Source organism: Streptomyces sp. HNM0574, from assembly GCF_012726235.1.
In the GTDB taxonomy this organism is placed as follows: Bacteria; Actinomycetota; Actinomycetes; order Streptomycetales; family Streptomycetaceae; genus Streptomyces.
This window is the reverse complement of record NZ_JAASAH010000005.1, coordinates 72387-98556: the sequence shown is the minus strand read 5'-3', so window position 1 is coordinate 98556 and position 26170 is coordinate 72387. Positions and strand designations below refer to the sequence as shown.

Genomic DNA, 26170 nt, shown 5'->3' with positions numbered 1-26170 from the left:
ATCGAGTCGTCCGCCCCCCGGGGCCTCCCGGCCGAGGACAGGGAGCGGATCGGCAGCCGCAAAGGCATTCAATCACTTACCGGCGTGGGTGCACGACGTCTTGTTGCCATTGTCCGTCGCGCCGGTGACACACTCGATGGCGATGGCCAACGAACCGCCGCCACGGCCCCCGAGCGTACGCTCACCTGCTGTGCCCTCCCGAAAGGTCTCCCACAGCGATCCCCGTACGGTGCTCGACCGCCTGGCCGCCGGAGAAGATCGCGCCGCGCGTATCACTCATACGGAGCACTTGCCCCCGCGAGTCGGTCGCCATGCGGAATGGCCCGGTCAGATCCGGCCCGAAGTGATCGACGCCGTACGGGAGGCGGGCATCGACCGGCCGTGGGAGCACCAGGCCAGGGTGGCCGGGCACGCCGTCGGCGGCGAGTCCGTGATCGTGGCGACCGGGACGGCCTCCGGGAAGTCGCTCTCCTATCTCGTACCGACGCTCAGCGGCGTCCTCGACGGCTCGGAAGCCCCCAACGGCCGTGGTGTCACCGCCCTTTACCTCGCCCCCACCAAGGCGCTCGCCGCCGACCAGCGCCGCGCGGTGGCCGCGCTCGCCGCCCCGCTGGGCAACTCCGTGCGCCCCGCCGTCTTCGACGGCGACACCCCCGTCGAGGAGCGCGAGTGGGTACGCCTGTTCGCCAACTACGTCCTCACCAACCCGGACATGCTGCACCGGAACATCCTGCCGGCGCACGCCCGTTGGTCCTCCTTCCTGCGCGCGCTGCGCTACGTCGTCATCGACGAGTGCCACACCTACCGGGGCGTGTTCGGCTCGCACGTCGCCCAGGTCATCCGGCGGCTGCGGCGGCTGTGCGCCCGGTACGGCTCCGAGCCCGTCTTCGTCCTCGCCTCCGCCACCGCCGCCGCGCCGGGCGAGGCCGCGGGCCGGCTCACCGGCGTACCCGTGGCGGAGGTGACGGAGGACAGCTCGCCCCGGGGCGAACTCGTCTTCGCGCTCTGGGAGCCGCCGCTCACCGAACTGGAGGGCGAACGCGGAGCTCCCGTACGCCGCACCGCGACGGCCGAGTCCGCCGAGCTGCTGACGGACCTCGCCGTCCAGGGCGTCCGCACCGTCGCCTTCGTCCGCTCCCGGCGCGGTGCCGAGCTGATCTCGCTCATCGCGCAGGACCGGCTCGGCGCCGTCGACCGCAGCCTGCCCGGCCGGATCGCCGCGTACCGGGGCGGCTACCTGCCCGAGGAACGCCGCGCCCTCGAACGGGCCCTGCACACCGGCGACCTGCTCGGGCTCGCCGCGACCAACGCGCTCGAACTGGGCGTCGACGTCTCCGGGCTCGACGCCGTACTGATCACCGGCTACCCGGGTACGCGGGCCTCGGTCTGGCAGCAGGCCGGCCGCGCCGGACGCACCGGCGAGGGTGCCCTCGCCGTACTCGTCGCCCGCGACGACCCGCTGGACACCTACCTCGTCCACCACCCCGAATCCCTGTTCCGCGCCCCGGTCGAATCCACCGTCCTCGACCCGGACAACCCCTACGTCCTGGCGCCCCATCTCTGCGCGGCCGCCGCCGAGATCCCGCTCACCGAGGCCGACACGGACGTCTTCGGCCCCACGACTCCCGGACTGCTGCGCAAGCTGGAGGGCCAGAAGCTGCTCCGCCGCCGCGGCACCTCCTGGTTCTGGACCCGGAAGGAACGCGCCTCCGACCTGACCGACATCCGCGGCTCGGGCGGCCGTCCCGTCCAGGTCGTCGAGGCGGGTACGGGGCGGCTGCTCGGCACCGTCGACGCGGCGGCCGCGCACTCGAGCGTGCACGAGGGCGCCGTCCACCTGCACCAGGGCCGCACCTACGTCGTCCAGCACCTGGACCTGGAGGACAGCGCCGCGCTCGTCGAGGAGGGCAGCCCGCCCTGGACGACGATGGCGCGCGAGACCACCTCGGTGTCCGTGCTGGAGACCGAGGCCGAGGAGCCGTGGGGCGAGGCCCGGCTGTGCTTCGGGACCGTCGAGGTGACCAGCCAGGTCGTCTCGTACCTGCGGCGGCGGCTGATCACCAACGAGGTCCTCGGCGAGACCAAGCTCGACCTCCCGCCCCGCACCCTGCGTACCCGCGCGGTGTGGTGGACCGTCACCGAGGACCAGCTGGACGAGGCCCGGGTCTCCCCCGAGATCCTCGGCGGCGCGCTGCACGCCGCCGAGCACGCCTCCATCGGCCTGCTGCCCCTCTTCGCCACCTGCGACCGCTGGGACATCGGCGGCGTCTCAGTACCCCTGCATCCCGACACCCTCCTTCCCACGGTCTTCGTCTACGACGGATACTCCGGCGGCGCGGGCTTCGCCGAACGCGCCTTCCACACGGCCCGCGACTGGCTCACCGCCACCCGCGACGCCATCGCCGTCTGCGAGTGCGAGGCCGGCTGCCCGTCGTGCATCCAGTCGCCCAAGTGCGGGAACGGCAACGACCCGCTCCACAAACGCGGCGCCATCCGCCTCCTCACGCGGCTCCTGGCGTCCTGAGACGTGCCCTGCCGGTGGGCCGGCCCGGGAGCGGAGTGCGGGGGCGTAGGGGCCGAGCCGGACGACGGCGGTCACATCGGCGATGCCTTCGCGCACCGTGCACCGGACGAGCCGGGCGCCCTGCGCTCCGGCCACCCTGCGGGCCGTCGCGCAGGCGCGCGCCTCGCCCTCCGGCGCGCTGTCCGCGGCGGCGAGGGCCGCCAGGTCCGCCGAACCGGCGGCACGGTGACGCACCGACACCGCCTGCCCGAGCGCCAGCACCGAGGCGAGCACCCCGCACAGCAGCGCGCCGCCGGCCGCCGCCCACACCGTCGCCACACCCCGGTCCCCACGGCACCGCCTCACGTCCCCACCCTGTCCTCCGCGAACGCGACCGCGTCCGCGCGCAGTTCCACCACCAGCGGCCCGGGGCCCGGCGTACGCGCACGCACCCGGACGCGCAGCAGGTCCCCCTCCCGTATCCGCTCCACCCGCGCGCCCTCCGGCGCCGTGTCCCCGACCGCCGTGCGCACCGCCTCCGCCGTCTCGCCCCGGGCCGCCGCCCGCGCCCCGGCACGGGCCGCGTCCACGCACTGGATGTACGCGACGGAGGCCGTCGCTCCCCACAGCAGCGCCCCCAACAGCAGCACCAGGGAGGGGATGACGACGGCCGCCTCGGCCGTGACGTAGCCGCCGTCCCCGCGGAGCGGCCGCTCAGATCTCCGCACTCAGCGCCCTCTCGATCAGCTGCTGCATCTCGCCGCTGACCACGCCACTGGTCACCACCTTGTAGAGCGCGGCCGCGAAACCGCAGGCGGCCAGGGTGCCGACCGCGTACTCGGCGGTGGTCATCCCCGCGTCGCCACGGAGCACCGGGCCCGCTCCCGTGAACCGCCGCGCGCGCCGGGCTTCCGGCGCCCGCCGGGCGGCCGAGGCCTCCGGCCGCAGGCTGCCCCAGCGCCGGCCCCTGCTCCAGTACGGCCGCTGCGCCCGGTACGAACTGTGCGCCCGGTGCAGCCGGTTCGGCATCCTCCTGTTCGGCCGCCGCCACCGCGCACTCGCCACGACGGGCGCTCCTGCGGGGGTGCGTGGGTTCATGCCGTTCTCCTTTGTGCAGGTGTCTGGCTGGTGCTTGCTCGGGTGGTTCCTGCCGAGGCGGGTCGGTGCGCGTCGGCGGTTCTGGTCCGTCGGGTGGCCTCTCTGGTCGGGTACGGGTTCGTTCGGCTTCATGTGTGCGGTTCCGTTCTGTTGTTCGGGGCGGCCCGTTTTCCCTCACCGGAGAGACCCCGCCAGCCCCAGCACCACCGGGGCCACCCCCACGGCCAGGAAGGCGGGGAGGAAGCACAGGCCGAGGGGGCCCGTGACGAGGACGGCGGCGCGGCGGGCGCGGGCCTCGGCGGCGCGTTTGCGGTCGGCGCGGAGCTGGGCCGAGAGGCGGGTGACCGTGTCCACCGCCGGGGTTCCGGCGGTGGCGGACCGTTCCAGGCAGCGGGCCAGGCCCTCGCTGCCGGGGAGGGCGCCGAAGCGTCGCCAGACCTCGACGGGGTCGCCGCCGAGCCGCAGTTCCGTCGCGGCGCGGAGCAGCCGGCGGCCCAAGGGACCGTCGAGGGCCCGGCCCACGGCGTCCGCCGCACGCTCGGGGGACGACCCCGCCGCGCAGCAGGCGGCCAGCAGCTCGGCGGCCAGGGGCAGTTGGCGCACCGCGTCCCGGGCCTCGGCGCCCCGGCCGGACGAGTCCCGGCTCCCGCGCGTACGCAGCAGCCGCCACGCTCCGCAGGCGACGGCCGCTCCGGCCACCCACCCCACGGGCCCGTCGAGCACCACCGCCGCGAGCACCCCGGCCCCCGCCGCCGCCACGGCCTCACGCCCGCGGCCTGGCCTGCCTTCCACCACGTTGTGCCGCCGTGTGCGGCGGCGCAGCGCCGTCCCGCGCGGACGCCTGGGCTGCCCGGGAAGCAGGTGGTTCAGGCGCGTCAGCCGTCTGTGCTGCCGCGACAGCGCTCCCGCCGCGCAGGCCACGGCCGCCAGGCACACGACGAACAGCGGCACCTGCCGTACGACTTCGGCCGTCACCGCGTACCTCCCTCGGCGGACCGGACGAGCCGGGCGACCCAGGCCAGGCCGGCCCACTCCAGCGCTCCGCCCACCGCGAGGCAGACGAGCCCGGCCGGACTGTGCAGCAGCACCCGCAGCGGGTCGGCGCCCATGGCGCTGCCGAGCAGCAGGCCGAACGCGGGGAGCAGGGCCAGTACGACCGCCGTCGACCGTGGGCCCGCCAACTGGGCCCGCAGGTCCTCCCGTTGGTCGCGCTCGGCCCGCAGCGCGGCCGCCACCCGGTCCAGCCCCTCGGCGAGCCCCGCGCCGCCCTCCACCGCCACCTGCCAGCAGGCGGCGGCACCGAGCAGTCCCCCGGCACCGGGCGCACGGGCGGCCGCGCGCAGGGCGCCGGGCACGTCCCCGTTGAACCGGGCCGCCGCGAGTACGGCCGAACCGTCCTCCCCCAGCCCCCGTACGGCGATCTCGCCCGAGGACAGCAGGGCCCGCTCCGGCTGGTGCCCGGCCCGGAGCTCACCGGCGACCGCCGTGCACAGCTCCACCACCGCCGCCTCCTTCCGCTCCACCGCCGCGCTCCTGGCCCGCTTGCGCAGGGCACGCGCCCCGAGCGGCACGGCCGCCGCACCCGCGAGCACCGGCAGCCACGAGGCCCCGAGCAGCCCGAGCACGACGCCCGCGAGCAGACACCACCACTCGTGCGGCGACCGGCCGGAACCCTTCAGCGACTCCACGCGCCCGGCCACCCCCGACAGCCGCTTCCGCCACGGCCCCTCCACCGGGCTCCCCCACCAGGCCGCGCCCGACGGCTCACCTCCGCCCGCGAGCAACAGCCGTGCCCGGCGGGCGCCTTCGTCCCGCCCGGCCATGAGCAGCACCGCCGCTCCCGCGCACACCACCGCCGCGTACAGCGGCGCCGACTCGGGACCGGGCACCAGCCCCACGTCCCCCGCGTCACCGGCCGCCGCCGTCCCGAACCACACCATTCCGGCTCCCCGTTCATCCCGTCCCGCTCCTCGCACCGCCCTGCCCGCCCGAAACCGGGCCGGACGCGCCGCCAACTCCCCTCAGCCCCGGCCCTGTTCGCCCGCCGACGTTCACCGGCCCCGAAGGGAGCCGCAGCTGATTCCGCCCCGCACGAGACAGTCCGCCCCCGCAAACCCCGCACCTCACCCCCGCCCGCACAACACCCGCAGCCGGCCGGCCCCCCGTTCCTCCACGAACCCCCGCTCGCCCCAGATCAGCGCCGGAACGGTCGTGACCAGCCCGTCCCGGTCGCGTTCCAGGACGTGGATCTCGGCGATCCGGCGGCGCCCGTTCCGGTCGCGCACCAGGTGGACGAGGACGTCGAGGGCCGCCGCCAACTGGCTGTGCAGCGCGGCCCGGTCGAGCCCGGCCGTCGTCCCCAGCGCTTCGAGGCGCGCGGGGACGTCGGCGGCGGCGTTGGCGTGCACCGTGCCGCAGCCGCCCTCGTGACCGGTGTTCAGCGCCGCGAGCAGGTCGGTCACCTCCGCTCCGCGCACCTCGCCGACGACCAGCCGGTCGGGACGCATCCGCAGCGCCTGGCGTACGAGGTCGTCCAGCCCGACCCGGCCGACACCCTCCTGGTTGGCGGGCCTGGCCTCCAGACGGACGACGTGCGGGTGTGCGGGCCGCAGTTCGGCGGAGTCCTCCGCGAGGACGAGGCGCTCCCCGGGCGCGACAAGGCTCAGCAGGCTGCTGAGCAGCGTGGTCTTGCCCGAGCCCGTACCGCCGCTGACCAGGAACGACAGCCGCGCGTCGAGCACCGCGCGCAGCACCTCCTGGCCTCCCGGCGGGACCGTCCCCGCCGCCGCCAGCTCGTCGAGCCGGAAGGCCCGCGGCCGCACGACGCGCAGGGACAGACAGGTGGAGCCGACGGCGACCGGCTCCAGCACCGCGTGCAGCCGCGTCCCGTCCGGCAGCCGGGCGTCGACCCAGGGCCTGGCGTCGTCCAGCCGCCGCCCCGCGCTCGTCGCCAGCCGCTGTGCCAGCCGTCGCACGGCCCCGGCGTCGCGGAAGCGGACGGGTACGCGCTCGGGGCCGCGGCCGCGGTCCACCCAGACCTCGTCGTAGCGCGTGACGAGGACGTCGGTGACCTCCGGGTCGGCGAGCAGCGGCTCCAGCGGCCCCGCTCCGACCATTTCCGAGCGGAGCGCCTCGACCACCCCGAGCACCGTGCTGTCCCCGAACAGCCCGCCCCGCGCGCGCAGGGCGTCGGCCACCCGGGCCGGGGTCGGCTCCGAACCGGTCTCGGCGAGCTTCCTCCGCACCGACTCCAGCAGCGCGTCCCCCGGCACGGCCGCCTCAACCTCCCTTTCCTCCCCGCCCGTTGGACGCCGGCCCCGGAACGCCCCGCTCACCGCCCCCGGCCCCCTTCCGCCGCGTCGTCGCCGAGGGCCTTGGCCCAGAACTCCTCGCAGAAGCGGGACAGCGCCCCGTGCCGGCGCGCGCCGGGCGGGATGCCGGTCTCGACGCACTCCAGGAGCCCGGGCTCCCAGGGGAGTTCACCGGCGAGCGGCAGCCCGAGCAGTCCCGCGACCTCCTCGTCGTCGAGCCCCGTCCCGTAGGAACGCGGCCCGCCGGGCCCGCCGGGGGTGCGGACGACGGCGCGCAGGTCGCGCAGCATCATCCGCATCCGGGAGGCGACGCGGTTCGCCGCCGCCACGGTGCGCAGTTCGGCCGGGACGACGAGCAGCCCGAGGTCGAGCTGGACGAGCGCTTCGGCGACGGTTTCGTCGATCCGCCGGGGCAGGTCGACGACGACCACTCCGCCGCGGCGCCGTGCGGCCGCGAGCACGGACTTCATCGCGTCCGCCGGGATCAGCACGGAGTCCCCGCGGTCCCAGCTGAGCACGCTCAAGTCGTGCAGTTTCGGCAGCGATTCCTCGAGCGCGGCGCTTCCGACCCGGCCTCGTGATTCCGCGAACGCCGGCCATCGCAGTCCTTCCGTCCGTTCTCCGCCGAGGAGTACGTCGAGGCCGCCGCCGAGCGGGTCCCCGTCGATCAGCATGGTGCGCCGCCCGGTACGCGCGGCCGTCACGGCCAGGGCACAGGCGAGCGTCGAGGCGCCGGCGCCGCCGCGGCCGCCCATCACGCCGAGGGTCAGTGCCGGGCGTCCGATGCCCTCGGCCGCGTCGGCGATCCGGCCCGCGAGCCAGTTCTCCGCGTCGGGCAGCATGACGATGCCCTCCGCGCCGATGCGCGCCCCGCGTTCCCACACACCGGGGTCGTCGAGATCGCGTCCGACGAGGAGTACGCCGTCCCTCCGCAGAGCGCCGGGCCGGGCGCCGTCGGGGCCGCCGAAGCCGCCCGTCCCGGCGCAGTCGTCGCCGACGAGGACGAGTCCGGCCGCCTCCCAGGCGCCCGCTCCGCCCCAGGAGGCCCAGCTCTCCTGGCTCCCCGGAGCCCCGTGCGCCACCTGGGCCTCCACCCCGGCGGCTGCGCAGAGTCGCAGCAGATCGTCGAGAAGGTCCTCGTCCTCCGTGACAATCAGAATGGTTTCGGCCACGCTCCAGTCCCCCTTCACACCTCGAACCCTCGCTTCCGCAAACACCTGCGGACGCCGCTGGGAATCACTGTGAGGCGGACCGGGAAAACTTGATGATCATGGTCCAGAACTGTGGACAACCCGGGGGTTGTGAATAACTTCGCCCCCCGTCCCGATGACATCCGGAGAGCAGCCTGGCGATTACTGCCCGTAACAGGATTCGATCAAGCGCTAAGGGGGTCGACGAAGATCAACAAATCCGGCGAGCCACACCCTCGCCCCGAAAAATGCCCCCGGACATGCGACGACCCCCGCCGGGGGGGAGAGCGGGGGTCGTCTCCACGGCCGACTCGGGGGGGGAGGAGCCGGGCCGGGTTAGCACGGTCGCGAACGATCCGTGACTTCCATGGTGTACCCGAGGCCCTTCTCAGGCAAACCCACGCGCCACACCTTACGCCGAATGGTTGGCGCCTATGCTCGCCTCCGTGGAAAACCTAGCGATGCCCCGCACAGCCGCGTTCTTCGACCTGGACAAGACGGTCATTGCGAAGTCGAGCACGCTGACGTTCGGCAAGTCCTTCTACCAGGGTGGCCTGATCAATCGCCGTGCCGTACTCCGCACTGCCTACGCACAGTTCGTATATCTCGTCGGCGGAGCCGACCACGACCAGATGGAGCGGATGCGCGAGTACCTCTCCGCGCTCTGCCGCGGCTGGAACGTCGAGCAGGTAAAGGAGATCGTCGCCGAGACCATCCACGAAGTGATCGATCCGCTCATCTACGACGAGGCGGCGTCGCTCATCGAGGAGCACCATCTCGCGGGCCGGGACGTCGTGATCGTCTCCTCGTCCGGCGCCGAAGTCGTCGAGCCCATCGGCCGGATGCTCGGCGCGGACCGCGTCGTCGCCACGCGGATGGTGGTCGAGGACGGCTGCTACACGGGCGAGGTCGAGTACTACGCGTACGGGCCGGCGAAGGCCGAGGCCGTCAACGCGCTGGCGGTGGAGGAGGGCTACGACCTGAGCCGCTGTTTCGCGTACAGCGATTCGGTGACGGACGTGCCGATGCTGGAGTCGGTCGGCCACCCGTACGCCGTGAACCCCGACCGCGGGCTGCGGAAGGAGGCGGTGACACGGGAGTGGCCGGTGCTGTCGTTCTCGCGGCCGGTGCGGCTGAAGCAGCGCATCCCGAGCCTGGCGATGCCGTCCCGTCCGGCCCTGACCATCATGGCGGCGGCCGTGGGCGCGGCAGCGGCGACAGCGGGGGCGGTCTGGTACGCGAGCCGGCGCCGCGTCTGATCCGCCCGTTTCGCGGCGAAAGTAAAGATATGCGGTGAGGACTTTCGCTTTGCGGCGTTGCGCGCTACAAAGGAATCAACGGCCCGCGAGACCAACGGCATCCGGGAGGATCCCGTCAACGCAAGGCCCCACGGACCGCATCGCATGAATACTGGGCACCCACGCGACGCCTAGCCCGCGGATCGGGCCGGTCGCACCAGGAGACGGGCAACGTCCCGACTTGGTGGACATACAAGTGAGCACGCACTGGTAACCCGGTGGACATGTCAGCGGCGGCACCGCCCGAGCGGCGGTGCCGCCGCAACTCTGTCCGGGCCCGGCGGACTACGCCGCTCCGCGCTGCAGCGCCTCGCAGACGGCGGTGCTCTCCCGCGCTCCCAGCTCAACTGCCCTTCCGCAGTGGGCGATCCACGCGGCCATGCCCTCGGGCGTTCCGGAGGCGTAGCCGCGGAGCGCCTCCTGGTAGGCGTCCCGGCCCTGTTCGTAGTGGCCGACCTCGGCGGGCGCGATCGCCTTGGGGTCCAGGCCGCTGCCGACCAGGACGATGCGAGCGGCCGCCCGGGCCACCGGCCCGTTGAACGAGCCGAAGGGCTGGAGTACGCGCAGCTCGCCGTGCACGACGGCGGCCTGCACCAGCGCGGGCGCCTCGCTCCCGTCGACGACGAGCTGCCCGAGGCCGTCCAGCCGGGCGGCGACCTCGTCCGCGTCCGGCAGTTCCACGCCCGCGACGGGGTCCTCGACGGGCTCCCCGGCGAGGCGGGGCCGGCCGACGGCCTCGTCCGTCGCGGTGCCGCCCGCCGCGACCAGGTGCAGCCTGGCCAGCACGCGCAGCGGCGACTGCCGCCACACGTCGAGGAGTTGGCCCGATTCGGCGGTGACCCGCAGCGCCGCGCCGACCGTGCGGGGCTCGCCCTCGACGCCGAAGTCGCTGCGCCTGCGCAGTTCCTCCAGTGCCCAGTCGGCACCGTCGAGCGCCGCCGAACCGCGCGCCCCGCGCAGCGCCGCCTCCGCGCTCACCTCGCTGCTGCGGCGGCGCATGATGCGGTGCCCGTAGACCCGGTCCACGGCCTTCCGTACGGAGTCCACGGCGTCGGTCACGCCGGGCAGGGCGCCGAGCGGCGCCAGGGGGTCAGCGGTGCTGCTACTCATGCGTACGACCCTACGCGCCGGTCCGGCTCCACCGCCCGATCGAGTGGTCTTCCCCACCTCGGGCGTTGGTGGCGGCGCGGGCCGCGCCTAGTCTTCTGCTTATGAAAATCGCTTTCGTTGGCAAGGGTGGCAGCGGCAAGACGACGCTGTCCTCACTGTTCATCCGCCTGCTCGCAGCCCGCCGCGCACCCGTCGTCGCGGTGGACGCGGACATCAACCAGCATCTGGGCGCGGCCCTCGGGCTGACCGACGAGGAGTCGGCCGAGCTGCCCGCGATGGGCGCGCAGCTCCCGCTCATCAAGGACTATCTGCGCGGCTCCAACCCGCGGATCGGCTCCGCGCAGGACATGATCAAGACGACGCCGCCAGGGTCCGGCTCCCGGCTGCTGCGGATCGACGAGAGCAATCCCGTCTACGACGCCTGCGCGCGGAGCGTCCCGCTGGAGGGCGGCGACATCCGCCTGATGGCCACGGGCCCGTTCACGGACTCGGACCTGGGCGTCGCCTGTTACCACTCCAAGACCGGCGCGGTGGAGCTGTGCCTGAACCATCTGGTCGACGGGCGGGACGAGTTCGTCGTGGTGGACATGACGGCCGGCAGCGATTCCTTCGCGTCCGGGATGTTCACCCGCTTCGACATGACGTTCCTGGTGGCCGAGCCGACCCGCAAGGGCGTCTCGGTCTACCGGCAGTACAAGGAGTACGCGCGGGACTTCGGCGTCCCGCTGAGGGTCGTCGGCAACAAGGTGCAGAGCCCCGACGACCTGGACTTCCTCCGCGAGGAGGTGGGCGACGACCTGCTCGTCACGGTCGGCCACTCGGACTGGGTCCGCGCGATGGAGAAGGGCCGCCCGAAGCCGTTCGGCGAGCTGGAGGAGGTCAACAGGAACGCCCTGGACACGCTCCACTCCACGGCCGACGGCGCGTACGAGCAGCGCGACTGGGAGCGCTACACGCGCCAGATGGTGCACTTCCACCTGCGGAACGCCGAGAGCTGGGGCAACGAGCGGACGGGGATCGACCTGGCGGCCCAGGTCGACCCGGGCTTCGTCCTGTCGGAGCGGACGGCGCCGCAGCCGGCCTGACCGCGTCACGCGGGGTGCCCCCGTCCCGGAGCGTTCCGGAACGGGGGCGCCTCGGCTAGCTCCGCTTCGTGCCCTCCGCGGCGGCGGAGGTGAGCTTCTTCCAGCCGCCCTTGGGGCTCTGTCCGACCTCCAGCCCGCGCAGTGCGTCGAGCACCTTCGGGTCCTGCTCGTCCAGCCAGTCGACCAGCTGCCGGAAGGAGACGCAGCGGACGTCCTTCTTCGGGCAGACGGTCTTCATGGTGTGCTCGATGGCGTCCATGTAGACGCCGCCGTTCCAGTCCTCGAAGTGGTTGCCGATGATCAGCGGCGCACGGTTGCCCTTGTACGCGCGGTCGAAGCCGGCGAGCAGCCCCTCGCGCATCTGGCGCCCGTACTCGGCGTGCTTCTCCTTGGGGCCGTCGGGCGTCACGGACTGGTTGGCCATGAAGTTGTAGTCCATGGACAGCGTCTCGATGTTCCGCCCGGGGATGGGCACGGCCTGGAGCGGAATGTCCCACAGCCCGTGCTTCTTACCGGGCCACACCTGCTTGCCGTTGCCGCTGGAGTCGTACCGGAAGCCCATCTCGGACGCGGCCTTCATCAGGTTCTCCTGGCCTTCCAGGCAGGGGGTGCGGCCGCCGATGAGTTCCTTGCCGTAGTCGAAGGGCAGCGGGTCGGCGCCCTTCCAGCCCGTGGTGGTCTTCCAGTTCTCCACCATCCACTTGGCCTGGCGGATCTCGCTCTTCCAGTCCTCGGCGGACCAGTTGTTGACGCCGTCGGCCCCGCAGAAGTGCCCGTTGAAATGGGTGCCGATCTCGCTGCCGTCCCGCCACGCGGCACGCATCTGCTTGAGCGTCGCCCGGACGTTCTCGTCCTTGAGGAACCCGATGTCGGAGGCTCCCTGGGCGTGCTGCGGCGGACGGTAGCGGTCGGACTTGTCCTCGGGGAGCACGTAGAGGCCGGTGAGGAAGTACGTCTGCGCGGCGTCATACTTCTTGCCGGCCTTGCGGAAGCGGGAGAAGAGCTCCTTGCTGTCCTCGCCCGCGCCGTCCCAGGAGAACACCACGAACTGGGGCGGCTTCTTCCCCTTCTTGAGCTTCTTCGGTACCGGCTGGTGCGGCTGCTGCCCGGTGCGCGCCGTGGAGCCGTCACCGATCAGCTGCGGCGCCGTGCGCTGGGCCTGTTGCGCGGTGCCGCCCTTCCGTCCCTTGACGTTTTCCGAGTCGTCCGAACCGCTGGATCCGGTCTGCTCGTTGGTGCAGCCCCCGATGGCCACCGCCAGCGCCGACAGTGCCGTGACCGTCGCCGCGCCTGTCGTCCATCTCCGTCTGGGTCTCATCCGTCCGCCTTGGTGTCGACGTCGCGCCGCTGCTCGCCTGCGCGTTCACGTCGGACCAAAGTGACATTAGAGAGATAAGTAGTAAGTACGACAAGCTGACCATGCTGCTTTATTCACCTGTTTTGCGGAGCGACGGCCGTCCCGGCCGTACGACGACGCACGGCGGGCGACACGCGAAAGGAGAGCGACGGCCGGATACGCGGCAACCGCTGACTGCCCCTCACATTCCTTTGTGCGCTGGGCGGTCGTGCGGGCACGGGGTGGGCGCACGAGCGGCAACAGGTCTATACCACTTTTTGCCTGAGACCCTTGTCACCGAGGCGTCGGGGCTGATGAGCTAGCCCCCGGGACACAGCGGACACCCTGGGAAAGGGAGATGTCGTGAGCAACGAAAGCCTGGCCAACCTGCTCAAGGAAGAGCGGAGGTTCGCTCCGCCCGCCGACCTGGCCGCCCATGCCAACGTCACCGCGGAAGCGTACGAGCAGGCGAAGGCTGACCGGCTGGGCTTCTGGGCCGAGCAGGCGCGCCGGCTCGACTGGGGCACCGAACCCACCGAGACGCTGGACTGGTCGAACCCGCCCTTCGCGAAGTGGTTCGCGGACGGCAAGCTCAACGTCGCGTACAACTGCGTCGACCGGCACGTGGAGGCCGGGAACGGCGACCGCGTGGCGGTGCACTTCGAGGGCGAGCCGGGCGACTCCCGCAGCCTGACGTACGCGCAGCTCCAGAGCGAGGTCTCCAAGGCCGCCAACGCGCTGACCGAGCTGGGCGTCCAGGCCGGGGACCGGGTCGCCGTCTACATGCCGATGATCCCGGAGACGGTCGTCGCGATGCTGGCCTGCGCCCGCATCGGCGCACCGCACTCGGTGGTCTTCGGCGGCTTCTCCGCCGACGCGCTGGCCGCGCGCATCCAGGACGCCGACGCCCGCGTCGTCATCACCGCGGACGGCGGCTACCGCAAGGGCAAGGCCAGCTCGCTCAAGCCCGCCGTCGACGAGGCGCTGACCCGCCCCGGCACCGAGAACGTCCGCAACGTCCTCGTCGTGCGCCGGACGGGGCAGGAGGACATCGACTGGACCGAGAGCCGCGACGTGTGGTGGCACGACCTCGTCGAGCGGCAGAGCGACCAGCACACGCCGGAGCAGTTCGACGCCGAGCACCCGCTGTTCATCCTCTACACCTCGGGCACCACCGGGAAGCCGAAGGGCATCCTGCACACCACGGGCGGCTACCTGACCCAGGTCGCGTACACCCACCACGCCGTCTTCGACCTGAAGCCGGAGAAGGACGTGTTCTGGTGCACCGCCGACGTCGGCTGGGTCACCGGGCACTCGTACATCGTCTACGGGCCGCTCGCGAACGGTGCGACGGAGGTGCTGTACGAGGGCACCCCGGACTCCCCGCACAAGGGCCGCTGGTGGGAGATCGTCCAGAAGTACGGCGTCACCATCCTGTACTGCGCGCCGACCGCGATCCGGGCCTCCATGAAGTGGGGCGACGACATCCCGGCGAAGTACGACCTCTCCTCCCTGCGCATCCTCGGGTCCGTCGGCGAGCCGATCAACCCCGAGGCGTGGGTCTGGTACCGGCACCACATCGGCGCCGACCGCACCCCCGTCGTGGACACCTGGTGGCAGACGGAGACGGGCGGCATGATGATCAGCCCCCTGCCGGGTGTCACGCACACCAAGCCGGGCTCCGCGCAGCGTCCGCTGCCCGGGATCTCCGCGCAGGTCGTCGACGAGCAGGCGGAGGAGGTGCCGGACGGCGCGGGCGGCTACCTCGTGCTGACCGAGCCGTGGCCCGCGATGCTCCGCACCATCTGGGGCGACGACCAGCGCTTCCTGGACACCTACTGGTCCCGCTTCGAGGACAAGTACTTCGCGGGTGACGGCGCGAAGAAGGACGACGACGGCGACATCTGGCTGCTCGGCCGGGTCGACGACGTCATGCTCGTCTCCGGCCACAACATCTCGACGACGGAGGTCGAGTCGGCGCTCGTCGCCCACCCGGCCGTCGCCGAGGCCGCCGTGGTCGGCGCGACCGACCCGCAGACGACGCAGTCGATCTGCGCCTTCGTCATCCTGCGGGGCGACAACGCCGAGGATGCCGATGGCCTGGCCGAGGAGCTGCGGCAGCACGTCGGCAAGCAGCTCGGGCCGATCGCGAAGCCGAAGCGCATCCTGCCGGTGGCGGAGCTCCCGAAGACCCGCTCCGGCAAGATCATGCGCCGCCTGCTCCGCGACGTCGCGGAGAACCGCACCCTGGGTGACACGCAGACGCTGACGGACTCGTCCGTGATGGACCTGATCCAGAGTCAGCTGCCCACGTCCGGCGGCGACGACTGACGCACACCGCGCGGCGCCGGAGCGGCGCCCGCACGGTTCGGAGGGGCACCCGGCACGCGGCCGGGTGCCCCTCCGCGCGTTCCGCGGGCCCGCGCACATCACGGATGGAAGACGGCTCGCCGCCACGGGGCCTGCCGAGGTGGCCCGGCGGGAACGCGTGGAGGACGATGGTCCGGCATGATCTGACTGACGAGTAGACCGTGCGAGCCGGGACCGACCGGCCCGAAGAAGCCGCAGAGAAGAGGGAGATACCGATGAGCGCAGCCGACGACGGCCGCAGCCTCGGCCAGTTGGTCGCCTCGGCCACCACCGAACTGTCCGCGCTGGTGCACGACGAGATCGCGCTGGCGAAGGCCGAGATCCGGCAGGACGTGAAGCGGGGCGTGATGGGCGGTGGTTTCGCCATCGCCGCCGGCGTGCTGCTGCTCTTCTCGCTCCCCGTGCTGAGCTTCGCCGCGGCCTACGGCATCCACAACCTGGGGCTCGGGCTCGCCTGGTCCTTCCTGATCGTGGGCGGCGCGTTCATCCTGCTGGCGCTGATCCTGCTGCTGTGGGCCCTGCGGAAGTTCAAGAAGATCAAGCCGCCGGAGAAGTCCATCGCCTCGGCGAAGCAGACGGCCGCCGTGCTGCAGAAGGCCAAGCCGCACCCGCGGGCCGCGGGCAACGGCCAGGTCAAGCTCGGCAGCGGAGCGCACACCGACGACTACACCGGCGCCAAGGCCGTCTCCGGCGGCGCGCGCGATGTGACACGCTCGGGCGTATGACCAACCCCGCGAGACCCGTGAACGTGATCCGCCCCGAGAACGGCCCCTGGACCCACCGGGACGTGGCCGCGAACGGGGCGCGTTTCCACATCGCGGAGCTGGGCGAGGGGCCGCTGGTCCTGCTGCTGCACGGTTTCCCGCAGTACTGGTGGGCCTGGCGGCACCAGCTGACCGCGCTGGCCGACGCCGGGTACCGCGCGGTGGCGATGGACCTGCGGGGCGTGGGCGGCAGCGACCGCACGCCCCGCGGCTACGACCCGGCCAACCTCGCCCTCGACGTCACCGGCGTCATCCGGTCCCTGGGTGAGCCGGACGCGGCGCTCGTCGGGCACGACCTCGGCGGGTACCTGGCGTGGACGGCGGCCGTGATGCGGCCGAAGCTGATCCGTCGGCTGGCCGTGTCCTCGATGCCGCACCCGCGCCGCTGGCGGGCGGCGATGCTCGGCGACATACGGCAGACGGCGGCCGGCTCGTACATCTGGGGTTTCCAGCGGCCCTGGGTGCCGGAGCGTCAGCTCGTCGCGGACGAGGGCGCCCTGGTGGGGCGTCTGATCCGGGAGTGGGCCGGTCCGAAGCTTCCCGAGGACGACGCCGTGGAGCACTACCGGCAGGCGATGTGCGTGCCGTCGACGGCGCACTGCTCGATCGAGCCGTACCGCTGGCTGGTGCGTTCGCTGGCCCGGCCCGACGGCATCCAGTTCAACCGGCGGATGAAGCGCCCGGTCCGCGTGCCGACCCTCCATCTGCACGGCTCGCTCGACCCCGTGCTGCGCACGCGGAGCGCCGCCGGGTCGGGCAAGTACGTGGAGGCGCCCTACCGTTGGCGGCTCTTCGACGGGCTGGGGCACTGGCCGCACGAGGAGGACCCCGGCGCCTTCTCGGCCGAGCTGATCAGCTGGCTGAAGGACGAGGAACCGGACCGCTAGACCGCGAGCCGGAGCGCGTGCCGGGGAGCGCGCCCGGGTATTCGCTCACATGCCCGCCGCATAGGCCCATCGAGTAGCCGCGGGGCGATTACTGACCTTGGGCCACGGGCACAGTGCGCTGTATGGGCTGGACGCACGACTACCGTGACGTGGCACGTAAGCGCAGCTTCACCAAGGGAAGGGTCCCGGTGCAGGGCACCGGACCGAGCCGTGGTGAGCACTCTCCCGCAGGGCCCGGAGGACCACCGGCGCCCGGGATGAGCGAGCTGGACATTCCTCGTATTCTCCGCCGCCGGGCGCGCTGGGTGGGGGCCCGCCTCCGCCACACGCGCGGCTGACCGGCGCCCCGCCGTCACATCGCGCAGCCCTGGCTGTCGGCCTGCTTGTCGGCGACGCGGCCGCGCCGGACGTCCTCGCGGACCTCGTCGCCCGTCAGCGCGTACCCGGTGGTGGGGTCGTCGAGGGACTTGGCGAAGACGACGCCGTACACCTCGCCGCCCGGAGTGAGCAGCGGGCCGCCGGAGTTGCCCTGGCGGATGGTGGTGTAGAGCGAGTAGACGTCGCGGTTGACCGTGCCCCGCTGGTAGATGTCCGGGCCGTCGGCCTCGACGCGGCCGCGGAGCCGGGCGGAGCGGACGTCGAAGCCGCCGTTCTCCGGGAAGCCGGCGACGATGGCGTCCGCGCCGCGCTCGGCGTCCCGGTCGGCGAACTTCAGCGCGGGGGCGCGCAGTTCGGGGACTTCCAGGACGGCGATGTCGCGCTTCCAGTTGTAGCGCACCACCCGCGCCTGGTACGTCCTGCCCTCGCCGCCGATCTGCACGGTCGGTTCCGTGACACCGCCGACGACGTGGGCGTTCGTCATGACCCGCTGCCTGCCGAAGACGAAGCCGGTGCCCTCCAGCACCTTCCCGCAACTCGGCGCCGTGCCCACGACCTTGACGATGCTCCGCTTCGCCTGCGCCACGACGGGGCTGTGCGCGAGGCGGGGATCGGGCGCGGGGACGTGCTCGATCGGCTCGTTCGCGAAGGGCGAGAAGACCTGCGGGAAACCGTTCTGCGCGAGGACGGAGGAGAAGTCGTTGAACCAGCCCGTCGCCTGATGGGGCATCACCCGCGAGACGCCGAGCAGGATCTTCGAGCTGCGCACCTCCTTGCCGACCGTCGGCAGCGACGTACCCGCGAGGGCGGAGCCGATGAGCCAGGCGACGATCAGCATCGCGAGGACGTTCACCAGCGCGCCGCCGGAGGCGTCCAGGGCTCGTACGGGCGACCAAGTGATGTGCTGGCGCAGCTTGTTACCCAGATGAGTGGTGACCGCCTGGCCGACGGAGGCGCAGACGATCACCAGGATCACCGCGCCCACCACCCCGAACGTCCCGGGCTTCGCGCCGTCCGTGAGCCCGTCCCAGACCACGGGCACCACGAGGATCGCGACCAGGCCGCCGCCCAGGAAGCCGGTCACCGACAGGATGCCGACGACGAAGCCCTGGCGGTAGCCGACGACCGCGAACCACACCGCGGCGAGCAGAAGCAGGATGTCCAGCGCATTCACGGGAGCTACCGTCTCACGCGCGCCAGTCGAGCGGGACGCGCTTGTTCCGGTCCCAGGGGCGCTCCCATCCCGCGTAGTGCAGGACGCGGTCGAGCACGCCGGCGGTGAAGCCCCAGACCAGCGCCGAACCGACCAGGAACGCGGGCCCGGTGTGCCCCGAAGGGTGCGCCGCCGTCGCACGGTTGGCCGGATCGGTCAGCTCGGAGACGGGCACGGTGAACACCCGGGCGGTCTCGGCCGGATCGACGGGCGCGACCGGCGTCGGCCGGCGCCACCAGGCGAGCACCGGCGTCACCACGAAGCCGCTGACGGGGATGTAGAGCGCGGGCAGCGTCGCGAAGATCTGCACCCCGGACGGGTCGAGCCCGGTCTCCTCCTCCGCCTCCCGCAGCGCGGCCCGCAGCGGACCCTCGCCCTCCGGATCGCCGTCCCCGGGATCGAGGGCGCCGCCGGGGAAGGACGGCTGCCCCGGGTGCGAACGCAGGCTGGAGGCACGCTCCATGAGCAGGATCTCGGGCCCCTGCCGCGACTCCCCGAAGAGGACGAGCACCGCGGAGGGCCTGCCTCCGCCGTCCGCCGGCGGCAGGAACCGGCTGAGCTGCCGCGGCTCGACGTCCCGCGCGAGGCGGACGACGGGCCGCAGCCAGTCCGGGACACCGGCGTCGGTGACCGTCACGTCCCCGGCGGCGCCGTCGGCCGCGTCGGCCGCGGAGGAGGAGTGGGCAGCCGTCACGTGGCCGCCCCCGCCGCGGTGCCCAGCGGCGGCGCGGGCTCGCCCGGGTAGTCGGCCGGGGGCCTCAGCCGCTGGCCCGGCTTGCCGCCCATCTCGTACTTGAGGAGCTTGCGCGCCTTTTCCGGGTCCATCTCGCCCTCGCCGTACGCGGGGCAGAGGTGCGCGATCGGGCAGGCGCCGCAGGCGGGCTTGCGGGAGTGGCAGACGCGGCGGCCGTGGAAGATCGTGCGGTGCGAGAACATCGTCCACTCGCTCTTCGGGATGATCTCGGCGATCTCCGCCTCGACCTTGTCCGGGTCCGTCTGCTCGGTGAGCTTCCAGCGGCGCACCAGGCGGCCGAAGTGGGTGTCGACGGTGAGGCCGGGGACGCCGAAGGCGTTGCCGAGCACGACGAAGGCCGTCTTCCGGCCCACCCCGGGCAGCGTGACCAGCTCGTCCATGGTGCCCGGCACCTCGCCGCCGAAGGTGTCCCGCAGCCCGGCCGAGAGACCGATCAGCGACTTCGTCTTGGACCGGAAGAAGCCGGTGGGCCGGATCAGCTCCTCCAGCCGCTCGGGGTCGGCCGCGGCCATGTCCTCGGGGGTGGGGTACGCGGCGAAGAGCGCGGGCGTCGTCTGGTTGACCCGGAGGTCGGTGGTCTGTGCGGAGAGGACGGTGGCGACCAGCAGCTCGAAGGGGTTGCCGAAGTCGAGCTCGGGGTGCGCGTAGTAGTAGACGTCCGCCAGCTCGCGGTTGATCCGGCGGGCCCTGCGGACCATGCCCAGCCGCGTCTCGGGCTTGGCGGTCTTCGCGGGCTTTGCCGCTTTCGCCGTCTTCTTCGCCGGTTTCGCGCTCGTCGTGCCCTTCGCGACCTTGGACCGGTTTCCGGTGCCGGGGGCGGGGTTTGTCGCACCGCTTCGGGGTGACACCTTCTTCACTGCCCCATTTGTCGCATCTTCCCCATTTGATGCTTTGGCGGGCTCCTGTTCGCCCACAGCGGAATCTTTCCTTGCCGTCACCCGCCCGGCCCCCTCTCTTCCCGCGCACAACGGGGTATTGGACACTCGGCCAGCGTAAGGGGGCGCGCTGACATTCGCCCCGCACGACGGCGATTCACGGCCCCGTAGGCCCCCTGCCTTAGGAGTCGGTGGCCACGTGAGTCAAACTTGTGACTGATCGCACTGTTTCACCGTCCGGCATCATGGGTTCGACAGAGCCCATGGGCAGGTCGACAAGGAGAGAACTCGTGGACGACGTTCTGCGGCGCGCCCCGCTCTTCGCGGCGCTCGATGAGGAGCAGGCCGCTGAGCTGCGTGCCTCCATGACAGAGACGACGCTTGCCCGAGGCGAGGCCCTGTTCCATGAGGGCGACCCCGGCGACCGTCTGTACGTGGTGACCGAGGGGAAGGTGAAGCTGCACCGCACGTCGCCCGACGGCCGGGAGAACATGCTGGCCGTGCTCGGCCCCGGCGAGCTCATCGGCGAACTGTCCCTGTTCGACCCGGGCCCCCGTACGGCGACGGCCTCCGCGCTCACCGAGATCAAGCTGCTCGGCCTCGGCCACGGCGACCTCCAGCCCTGGCTGAACGTCCGCCCCGAGGTCGCCACCGCCCTGCTGCGCGCCATCGCCCGACGGCTGCGCCGCACCAACGACTCGATGTCCGACCTGGTCTTCTCCGACGTCCCCGGACGTGTGGCCAAGCAGCTCCTCGACCTCTCGCGCCGCTTCGGCGTGCAGTCCGAGGAGGGCATCCACGTGGTGCACGACCTGACGCAGGAAGAGCTGGCCCAGTTGGTCGGCGCCTCCCGTGAGACGGTCAACAAGGCGCTCGCCGACTTCGCGGGCCGGGGCTGGCTGCGGCTGGAGGCCCGCGCCGTGATCCTCCTCGACATCGAACGGCTCGCCAAGCGCAGCCGCTGACGGGCCGGACGTACGGGTAAGGGGCGCCCCTCCTCGGGGGGACGCCCCTTACCCGTTTCGCGTGTGCGGGGCGCTCAGACCAGCCCGTGCTCGCCGAGGTACTCCAGCTGGGCCCGTACGGACAGCTCCGCCGCGGGCCACAGCGAACGGTCGACGTCGGCGTAGACGTGCGCGACGACCTCGGAGGCGGTGCGGTAGCCGTTCTCCACCGCCGTCTCCACCTGCGCGAGCCGGTTGGCGCGGTGGGCCAGGTAGAACTCGACGGCGCCCTGCGCGTCGTCCAGCACCGGACCGTGCCCCGGCAGCACCGTCGAGACGCCGTCGTCCACCGTGAGCGAGCGCAGGCGGCGCAGCGAGTCCAGGTAGTCGCCGAGCCTGCCGTCGGGGTGCGCGACGACGGTCGTGCCGCGGCCGAGCACCGTGTCCCCCGTCAGAACGGCGCCGTCGGCGGGCAGATGGAAGGACAGCGAGTCCGCCGTGTGCCCCGGAGTGGGCACGACCCGCAGCTCCAGACCGCCCGTGCCGATCACGTCCCCCGCGCCGAGCCCCTCGTCGCCGAGGCGCAGCGCCGGGTCGAGCGCGCGGACGGCGGTGCCCGTCAGTTCGGCGAAGCGGGCGGCGCCCTCGGCGTGGTCGGGGTGGCCGTGCGTGAGCAGGGTGAGGCCGACGCGCCGCCCGGACGCCTCGACCCGGGCGACGACCTCCCGCAGGTGGCCGTCGTCCAGCGGGCCCGGGTCGATGACGACGGCGCGGTCGGAGTCCGGCTCGGCGACGATCCAGGTGTTGGTGCCGTCGAGCGTCATGGGCGACGGGTTGGGCGCCAGGACGCAGGTGGCGCGTGCGGTGCCCTGACCGCTGAGCACGCCGCCGCGCGGCTGGCCGGGGAGAGATGCGGCGTCGGTCATGCGCGTTCGATCCTCTTCGTGAACTCGTCGTGTCCCGGCCAGCTCAGCACGATCTCGCCGCCCTCCAGCCGGGCCCGCGCCTGCACCGGCGTGAGGTCGCGTCCCTCCGCGCCGGACAGTGCCTCGGCGGCCGTCGGGCAGGTGGCCAGCTCGCGCAGGGTGGCGATGGTGGGCGGCATCATCAGCAGCTCGCCCCGGTCGTAGCCGGCGGCGGCCTCGGCCGGGAGCAGCCAGTCCGTACGGTCGGCCTCGGTCGAGGCGTTCCTGGTGCGCTGACCCTCGGGGAGCGCGGCGACGAAGAACCAGGTGTCGTAGCGCCGTTGTTCGAACTCGGGGGTGATCCAGCGGGCCCACGCGCCCAGCAGGTCGCTGCGGAGGACGAGGCCCCGGCGGTCGAGGAAATCGGCGAACGACAGCTCGCGTGCGACGAGCGCGCCCCGGTCGGCCTCCCACTCGTCCCCCGTGGTGTCGGCGACGACCGTCCCGGCGTCCGGCCCGGCGAGCAGCACGCCCGCCTCCTCGAACGTCTCCCGCACGGCGGCGCACACCAGGGACTGCGCGGTGGCCTCGTCCGTGCCGCACCGGGCGGCCCACTCGGCGCGGGACGGGCCCGCCCAGGCGACCGGCCGCTCGTCCCGCGGGTCGACAGCGCCGCCCGGATACGCGTACGCGCCTCCGGCGAAAGCCATGGAGGCGCGTCGGCGCAGCATGTGAACCACGGGGCCGCTGCCGGTGTCCCGCAGCAGCATGACGGTGGCGGCCCGCTTCGGGGTGACGGGCGTGAGCTCCCCGGCGGACAGCGCACGGATGCGGTCCGGCCACTCCGGGGGATACCACTGGCCGTTCCGGCCGTTCTGGGAGGACGACATGGGCGGATGCTACGGCGCCTCGCCGTGATGTTCGAGAGCGCCCGGAGGCCGTACGCACGGCCCCGCGGGCAGCCGCTCCCGGGCGGGAGGACCCGCGTCCTCCCGCGTCAGTCGTCCCAGCCGTCGATCTCCACCTGGAGCTCGACCTCGACGGGCGCGTCCAGCGGCAGCACGGCGACGCCCACCGCGCTGCGCGCGTGCCGGCCCTGCTCGCCGAAGACCTCGCCCAGCAGCTCGCTCGCGCCGTTGAGCACGCCCGGCTGACCGGTGAAGTCCGGTGCGGAGGCGACGAATCCGGTGACCTTGACGATCCGCGCGACGCGGTCCAGGTCCCGCACCACGGACTTGACCGCGGCGACCGCGTTGAGCGCGCAGGTCCGCGCCAGGTCCTGGGCCTCCTCCGCCGTGACCTCGGCGCCGACCTTGCCGGTCAGCGGCAGCTTGCCGTCCACCAGCGGGAGCTGGCCCGCCGTGAAGACGTAACGGCTGCTGCGCACCGCGGGGACGTAGACCCCGGCCGGGGCCGCCGTCTCCGGCAGCACCAGGCCGAGTTCGCTGAGCCGGGCCTCGACCCGGCCGGTCACTGCTTCTCCCGCTTGAGGTAGGCCACCAGCTGGTCGGAGCCGGTCGGGCCCGGAACGACCTGGACGAGCTCCCAGCCGTCCTCGCCCCAGGTGTCCAGAATCTGCTTGGTCGCGTGCGTGAGCAGCGGCACGGTTGCGTATTCCCACTTCGTCATGGTGCCGAGCGTAGCCGTTCGGCCTTGTGGTTAGGCTCCGGGGCGTGACCAGGTTGCATGTGGTGACGGGCAAGGGCGGCACGGGCAAGACGACGGTGGCCGCGGCACTCGCGCTCGCACTCGCCGAGGAGGGGCGGCGGACGCTGCTCGTCGAGGTCGAGGGACGCCAGGGCATCGCGCAGCTCTTCGAGACGGAGGCCCTCCCGTACGAGGAGCGCAAGATCGCCGTCTCGCACGGCGGCGGCGAGGTGTACGCGCTGGCCATCGACCCCGAGAAGGCGCTGCTCGACTACCTCCAGATGTTCTACAAACTGGGCAGCGCGGGCCGGGCGCTGAAGAAGCTCGGCGCCATCGACTTCGCCACCACCATCGCCCCCGGCCTCCGCGACGTCCTGCTCACCGGCAAGGCGTGCGAGGCGGTGCGCCGCAAGGACAAACAGGGCCGCCGGATCTACGACGCCGTGGTCATGGACGCGCCGCCCACCGGACGCGTCACACGCTTCCTCGGCGTCAACGAGGAGGTCGCGGGACTGGCGAAGGCCGGACCCGTGCACCACCAGGCGCAGGCCGTCATGGGCGTCATCAAGTCCCCCGAGACGGCGGTGCACTTGGTGACGCTCCTGGAGGAGATGCCGGTGCAGGAGACCGTGGACGGGGTGCGCGAACTGCGCGCGGCGGGCCTGCCCGTCGGCTCCGTCCTGGTCAACATGGTGCGCCCGCGGCTCCCCGTCGAGGGCCTGGAGGGGACGCCGGCGTCCCCCGGTCTCGCGCGCGCCCTCGCGGGCGCCGGGCTCAGCCGTCCGGAGACGCTCGTGGCGCCGCTGCTCGCGCAGGCGCGGGAGCACACGGAGCGGGTCCGGCTGGAGCGCGGGCAGCGGGCCGCGCTGGAGCGGCTCGGCACCCCCGTGCACGAACTCGGCCTGCTGGGCGAGGGTGTGGAACTGGCGGGCCTGTACGGGCTCTCCGCCGAACTGCGCGAACAGTGGCCGCCGACGGAGGCAGCATGACCGAGCACCCGGCCGGGCCCGGCGACAGAGCCGGCAACCCGGGCTCCATATCCGTCCCCGCGACGCTGGACATCGACCCGCTGCTCGACGACGCGGCGACCCGCATCATCGTGTGCTGCGGTTCCGGCGGCGTCGGGAAGACGACGACCGCCGCCGCGCTGGGCGTACGGGCGGCCGAACGGGGCCGCCGCGTCGTCGTCCTCACCATCGACCCGGCCCGGCGGCTCGCCCAGTCGCTGGGCCTGACGGAACTGGACAACGTGCCCCGCCGCGTGGCCGGCGTCGGCGAAGCCGCGGGCGGCGAACTGCACGCCATGATGCTCGACATGAAGCGGACGTTCGACGAGACGGTCGAGGCGCACGCCGACCCGGAACGCGCCCGCGCCATTCTGGAGAACCCCTTCTACCAGTCCCTGTCGGCCGGTTTCGCGGGCACGCAGGAGTACATGGCGATGGAGAAGCTGGGCCAGCTGCGCTCCGGCGACACCTGGGACCTCATCGTCGTCGACACCCCGCCCTCCCGCTCCGCGCTGGACTTCCTGGACGCGCCGAAGCGCCTGGGCTCCTTCCTCGACGGGAAGCTCATCCGGCTGCTGACGGCCCCGGCCAAGGCGGGCGGCAAGGCCGGCCTGAAGGTCGTCAGCCTGGGGATGGCGGGCCTGTCGATGTTCACCGGCGCCCTCAACAAGCTGCTGGGGGCCGGACTGCTGCGGGACGTCCAGACGTTCGTGGCCGCGATGGACACCATGTTCGGCGGCTTCCGCACCCGGGCGGACGCCACGTACCGGCTCCTCCAGGCGCCGGGCACCGCGTTCCTCGTCGTCGCGGCGCCGGAGCGCGACGCGCTGCGCGAGGCCGCGTACTTCGTCGAGCGGCTCGCCGCCGAACACATGCCGCTGGCCGGGCTCGTCCTCAACCGCATGCACGGCAGCGGCGCCGCCTCGCTGAGCGCGGGGCGTGCGCTGGCGGCCGCGGAAAATCTTGAAGAAGGCTGCATTGTGGATCGTGGGTCCGGGAAGGAGGATCTCAGCGCACCAACGGCCGGTGCCCCGGGCAGTCACGTACAGCCCGCGGACGGCGGCCGCCCGGACACCGACGACGGCTCCCCCACCGCGCAGGCGTCCTCCCCCGGAACCGAACCCGCCACCGACGGCGCGGACTCCCCCGCGCGCGCTGACGGCGGCCCCGAACGGCTCCTCGCGGCAGGGCTGTTGCGCCTGCACGCGGAACGGATGCGCCTGCTCGAGCGCGAACGGCGCACCAGGGACCGCTTCACCGCACTGCACCCCGAGGTACCGGTCGCCGAGGTCGGCGCCCTGCCCGGGGACGTGCACGACGTGAGCGGCCTGCGGACCATCGGCGAACGCCTGGCGGGCCGGGAACCACCACCCGCCGAGTGATCTACCGGCCCGCAACGACCAAGCGCACAGCGCGAGTTGAGCACACGTACGCGCACGGCCGTCCGGAAGAGGAAGCGTCCCGGAACGGCGCGTCACTCACGTACGCGTGGCAT

24 protein-coding genes and 1 pseudogene are annotated in these 26170 nt (G+C 72.9%); 9 read left to right on the top strand and 16 right to left on the bottom strand.

Translation table 11 applies throughout. The annotated features are described in order from the left end of the window. The first annotated feature begins 88 nt into the window (after positions 1–88). The gene (locus HCC30_RS11500) at positions 89–2524 is read left to right on the top strand and encodes a DEAD/DEAH box helicase (RefSeq protein ID WP_169442354.1); all 2436 of its coding nucleotides are present in this window, start codon (positions 89–91) and stop codon (positions 2522–2524) included. Between the two features lie 60 nt (positions 2525–2584). On the opposite strand, the pseudogene HCC30_RS28555 reads toward HCC30_RS11500, so the two are convergent. The 7 genes and pseudogenes from HCC30_RS28555 to ssd all read right to left on the bottom strand — a co-directional run. Further along, positions 2585–2842, bottom strand: a pseudogene (locus tag HCC30_RS28555) (Rv3654c family TadE-like protein); the annotation flags it as partial. Positions 2843–2865: 23 nt separating this feature from the next. Then, positions 2866–3231 carry a TadE family type IV pilus minor pilin gene (locus HCC30_RS11490; protein WP_169442353.1) on the bottom strand — a complete coding sequence of 122 codons (366 nt, stop codon included), beginning with the start codon at positions 3229–3231 and terminating at the stop codon, positions 2866–2868. Continuing rightward, on the bottom strand, positions 3218–3376 hold the full coding sequence (locus tag HCC30_RS28550; RefSeq protein WP_346776606.1) for a DUF4244 domain-containing protein: 159 nt from the start codon (positions 3374–3376) through the stop codon (positions 3218–3220). Before HCC30_RS28550 ends, HCC30_RS11490 begins: the two co-directional genes overlap by 14 nt. Positions 3377–3775: 399 nt before the next feature. Then, positions 3776–4576, bottom strand: coding sequence for a type II secretion system F family protein (locus HCC30_RS11480; RefSeq protein WP_169442352.1), 801 nt, complete (start codon positions 4574–4576; stop codon positions 3776–3778). After that, positions 4573–5424, bottom strand: coding sequence for a type II secretion system F family protein (locus HCC30_RS11475; RefSeq protein ID WP_240979525.1), 852 nt, complete (start codon positions 5422–5424; stop codon positions 4573–4575). Before HCC30_RS11475 ends, HCC30_RS11480 begins: the two co-directional genes overlap by 4 nt. Before the next feature lie 300 nt (positions 5425–5724). Beyond that, entirely contained in the window at positions 5725–6873 is a 1149-nt protein-coding gene (locus tag HCC30_RS11470; protein WP_169442350.1) for a TadA family conjugal transfer-associated ATPase, read from the bottom strand. Positions 6874–6932: 59 nt separating this feature from the next. After that, positions 6933–8084: a septum site-determining protein Ssd gene (gene ssd, locus HCC30_RS11465; RefSeq protein ID WP_169442349.1), complete on the bottom strand. Its 1152-nt coding sequence runs from the start codon at positions 8082–8084 to the stop codon at positions 6933–6935. A 452-nt stretch (positions 8085–8536) separates the two neighbouring features. Here ssd and HCC30_RS11460 point away from each other — a divergent pair, with 452 nt between their 5' ends. Continuing rightward, positions 8537–9361, top strand: coding sequence for an HAD family hydrolase (locus HCC30_RS11460; protein WP_169442348.1), 825 nt, complete (start codon positions 8537–8539; stop codon positions 9359–9361). 324 nt (positions 9362–9685) lie between these two features. Here the strand turns inward: HCC30_RS11460 and HCC30_RS11455 are convergent, their stop codons facing one another. Next, positions 9686–10510 carry an oxidoreductase gene (locus HCC30_RS11455; RefSeq protein WP_169442347.1) on the bottom strand — a complete coding sequence of 275 codons (825 nt, stop codon included), beginning with the start codon at positions 10508–10510 and terminating at the stop codon, positions 9686–9688. A 101-nt stretch (positions 10511–10611) separates the two neighbouring features. Here HCC30_RS11455 and HCC30_RS11450 point away from each other — a divergent pair, with 101 nt between their 5' ends. Then, positions 10612–11595 carry an ATP-binding protein gene (locus tag HCC30_RS11450; RefSeq protein ID WP_169442346.1) on the top strand — a complete coding sequence of 328 codons (984 nt, stop codon included), beginning with the start codon at positions 10612–10614 and terminating at the stop codon, positions 11593–11595. 55 nt (positions 11596–11650) lie between these two features. On the opposite strand, the gene HCC30_RS11445 is transcribed toward HCC30_RS11450, so the two are convergent. Further along, positions 11651–12913: a hypothetical protein gene (locus HCC30_RS11445; protein WP_169442345.1), complete on the bottom strand. Its 1263-nt coding sequence runs from the start codon at positions 12911–12913 to the stop codon at positions 11651–11653. A gap of 381 nt (positions 12914–13294) precedes the next feature. On the opposite strand from HCC30_RS11445, the gene acs reads away from it, so the two are divergent. The 3 genes from acs (at position 13295) to HCC30_RS11430 (ending at position 16952) form a co-directional block, all read left to right on the top strand. Beyond that, positions 13295–15262, top strand: coding sequence for an acetate--CoA ligase (gene acs / locus HCC30_RS11440; protein WP_169442344.1), 1968 nt, complete (start codon positions 13295–13297; stop codon positions 15260–15262). A gap of 254 nt (positions 15263–15516) precedes the next feature. Further along, positions 15517–16026, top strand: a complete 510-nt coding sequence (locus HCC30_RS11435) for a phage holin family protein (RefSeq protein WP_169442343.1) — start codon at positions 15517–15519, stop codon at positions 16024–16026. Then, positions 16023–16952 carry an alpha/beta hydrolase gene (locus HCC30_RS11430; RefSeq protein ID WP_169442342.1) on the top strand — a complete coding sequence of 310 codons (930 nt, stop codon included), beginning with the start codon at positions 16023–16025 and terminating at the stop codon, positions 16950–16952. Before HCC30_RS11435 ends, HCC30_RS11430 begins: the two co-directional genes overlap by 4 nt. A 352-nt stretch (positions 16953–17304) precedes the next feature. Here the strand turns inward: HCC30_RS11430 and HCC30_RS11425 are convergent, their stop codons facing one another. The 3 genes from HCC30_RS11425 to nth are packed head-to-tail and all read right to left on the bottom strand — an operon-like array spanning position 17305 to position 20145. Continuing rightward, a complete protein-coding gene (locus tag HCC30_RS11425; protein ID WP_169442341.1) occupies positions 17305–18504 on the bottom strand; it encodes a MarP family serine protease in 1200 nt (399 codons plus the stop codon). A gap of 13 nt (positions 18505–18517) precedes the next feature. Continuing rightward, the gene (locus HCC30_RS11420; RefSeq protein WP_169442340.1) at positions 18518–19237 is read right to left on the bottom strand and encodes a CoA pyrophosphatase; all 720 of its coding nucleotides are present in this window, start codon (positions 19235–19237) and stop codon (positions 18518–18520) included. Beyond that, the gene (nth, locus tag HCC30_RS11415) at positions 19234–20145 is read right to left on the bottom strand and encodes an endonuclease III (RefSeq protein WP_346776605.1); all 912 of its coding nucleotides are present in this window, start codon (positions 20143–20145) and stop codon (positions 19234–19236) included. Before nth ends, HCC30_RS11420 begins: the two co-directional genes overlap by 4 nt. Positions 20146–20462: 317 nt before the next feature. Here nth and HCC30_RS11410 point away from each other — a divergent pair, with 317 nt between their 5' ends. After that, on the top strand, positions 20463–21137 hold the full coding sequence (locus HCC30_RS11410) for a Crp/Fnr family transcriptional regulator (RefSeq protein ID WP_169442339.1): 675 nt from the start codon (positions 20463–20465) through the stop codon (positions 21135–21137). 74 nt (positions 21138–21211) lie between these two features. Here the strand turns inward: HCC30_RS11410 and HCC30_RS11405 are convergent, their stop codons facing one another. The 4 genes from HCC30_RS11405 to HCC30_RS11390 all read right to left on the bottom strand — a co-directional run bounded on the left by HCC30_RS11405 (position 21212) and on the right by HCC30_RS11390 (position 23650). Then, positions 21212–22042: an MBL fold metallo-hydrolase gene (locus HCC30_RS11405; protein ID WP_169442338.1), complete on the bottom strand. Its 831-nt coding sequence runs from the start codon at positions 22040–22042 to the stop codon at positions 21212–21214. Further along, on the bottom strand, positions 22039–22911 hold the full coding sequence (locus tag HCC30_RS11400; protein ID WP_169442337.1) for an NUDIX hydrolase: 873 nt from the start codon (positions 22909–22911) through the stop codon (positions 22039–22041). Before HCC30_RS11400 ends, HCC30_RS11405 begins: the two co-directional genes overlap by 4 nt. A 107-nt stretch (positions 22912–23018) precedes the next feature. Then, positions 23019–23495 carry a RidA family protein gene (locus HCC30_RS11395; protein WP_169442336.1) on the bottom strand — a complete coding sequence of 159 codons (477 nt, stop codon included), beginning with the start codon at positions 23493–23495 and terminating at the stop codon, positions 23019–23021. Further along, on the bottom strand, positions 23492–23650 hold the full coding sequence (locus HCC30_RS11390; RefSeq protein WP_107421486.1) for a DUF4177 domain-containing protein: 159 nt from the start codon (positions 23648–23650) through the stop codon (positions 23492–23494). Before HCC30_RS11390 ends, HCC30_RS11395 begins: the two co-directional genes overlap by 4 nt. A gap of 44 nt (positions 23651–23694) precedes the next feature. Here HCC30_RS11390 and HCC30_RS11385 point away from each other — a divergent pair, with 44 nt between their 5' ends. Both HCC30_RS11385 and HCC30_RS11380 read left to right on the top strand, forming a co-directional pair. Next, positions 23695–24657, top strand: coding sequence for an ArsA-related P-loop ATPase (locus tag HCC30_RS11385; protein ID WP_169442335.1), 963 nt, complete (start codon positions 23695–23697; stop codon positions 24655–24657). After that, complete coding sequence (locus HCC30_RS11380) at positions 24654–26057, top strand: ArsA family ATPase (protein WP_169442334.1); 1404 nt, start codon at positions 24654–24656, stop codon at positions 26055–26057. Before HCC30_RS11385 ends, HCC30_RS11380 begins: the two co-directional genes overlap by 4 nt. The last annotated feature ends 113 nt before the right edge of the window (positions 26058–26170 follow it).

Excerpts from the sequence above, each read along its gene's own strand:
- HCC30_RS11475 (WP_240979525.1), bottom strand. The coding sequence starts at position 5,424 with ATGGCCGGGCGGGACGAAGGCGCCCGCCGGGCACGGCTGTTGCTCGCG.
- HCC30_RS11460 (WP_169442348.1), top strand. The coding sequence starts at position 8,537 with ATGCTCGCCTCCGTGGAAAACCTAGCGATGCCCCGCACAGCCGCGTTC.
- HCC30_RS11455 (WP_169442347.1), bottom strand. The coding sequence starts at position 10,510 with ATGAGTAGCAGCACCGCTGACCCCCTGGCGCCGCTCGGCGCCCTGCCC.
- HCC30_RS11450 (WP_169442346.1), top strand. The coding sequence starts at position 10,612 with ATGAAAATCGCTTTCGTTGGCAAGGGTGGCAGCGGCAAGACGACGCTG.
- HCC30_RS11445 (WP_169442345.1), bottom strand. The coding sequence starts at position 12,913 with ATGAGACCCAGACGGAGATGGACGACAGGCGCGGCGACGGTCACGGCA.
- HCC30_RS11435 (WP_169442343.1), top strand. The coding sequence starts at position 15,517 with ATGAGCGCAGCCGACGACGGCCGCAGCCTCGGCCAGTTGGTCGCCTCG.
- HCC30_RS11430 (WP_169442342.1), top strand. The coding sequence starts at position 16,023 with ATGACCAACCCCGCGAGACCCGTGAACGTGATCCGCCCCGAGAACGGC.
- HCC30_RS11405 (WP_169442338.1), bottom strand. The coding sequence starts at position 22,042 with ATGACCGACGCCGCATCTCTCCCCGGCCAGCCGCGCGGCGGCGTGCTC.
- HCC30_RS11400 (WP_169442337.1), bottom strand. The coding sequence starts at position 22,911 with ATGTCGTCCTCCCAGAACGGCCGGAACGGCCAGTGGTATCCCCCGGAG.
- HCC30_RS11390 (WP_107421486.1), bottom strand. The coding sequence starts at position 23,650 with ATGACGAAGTGGGAATACGCAACCGTGCCGCTGCTCACGCACGCGACC.
- HCC30_RS11380 (WP_169442334.1), top strand. The coding sequence starts at position 24,654 with ATGACCGAGCACCCGGCCGGGCCCGGCGACAGAGCCGGCAACCCGGGC.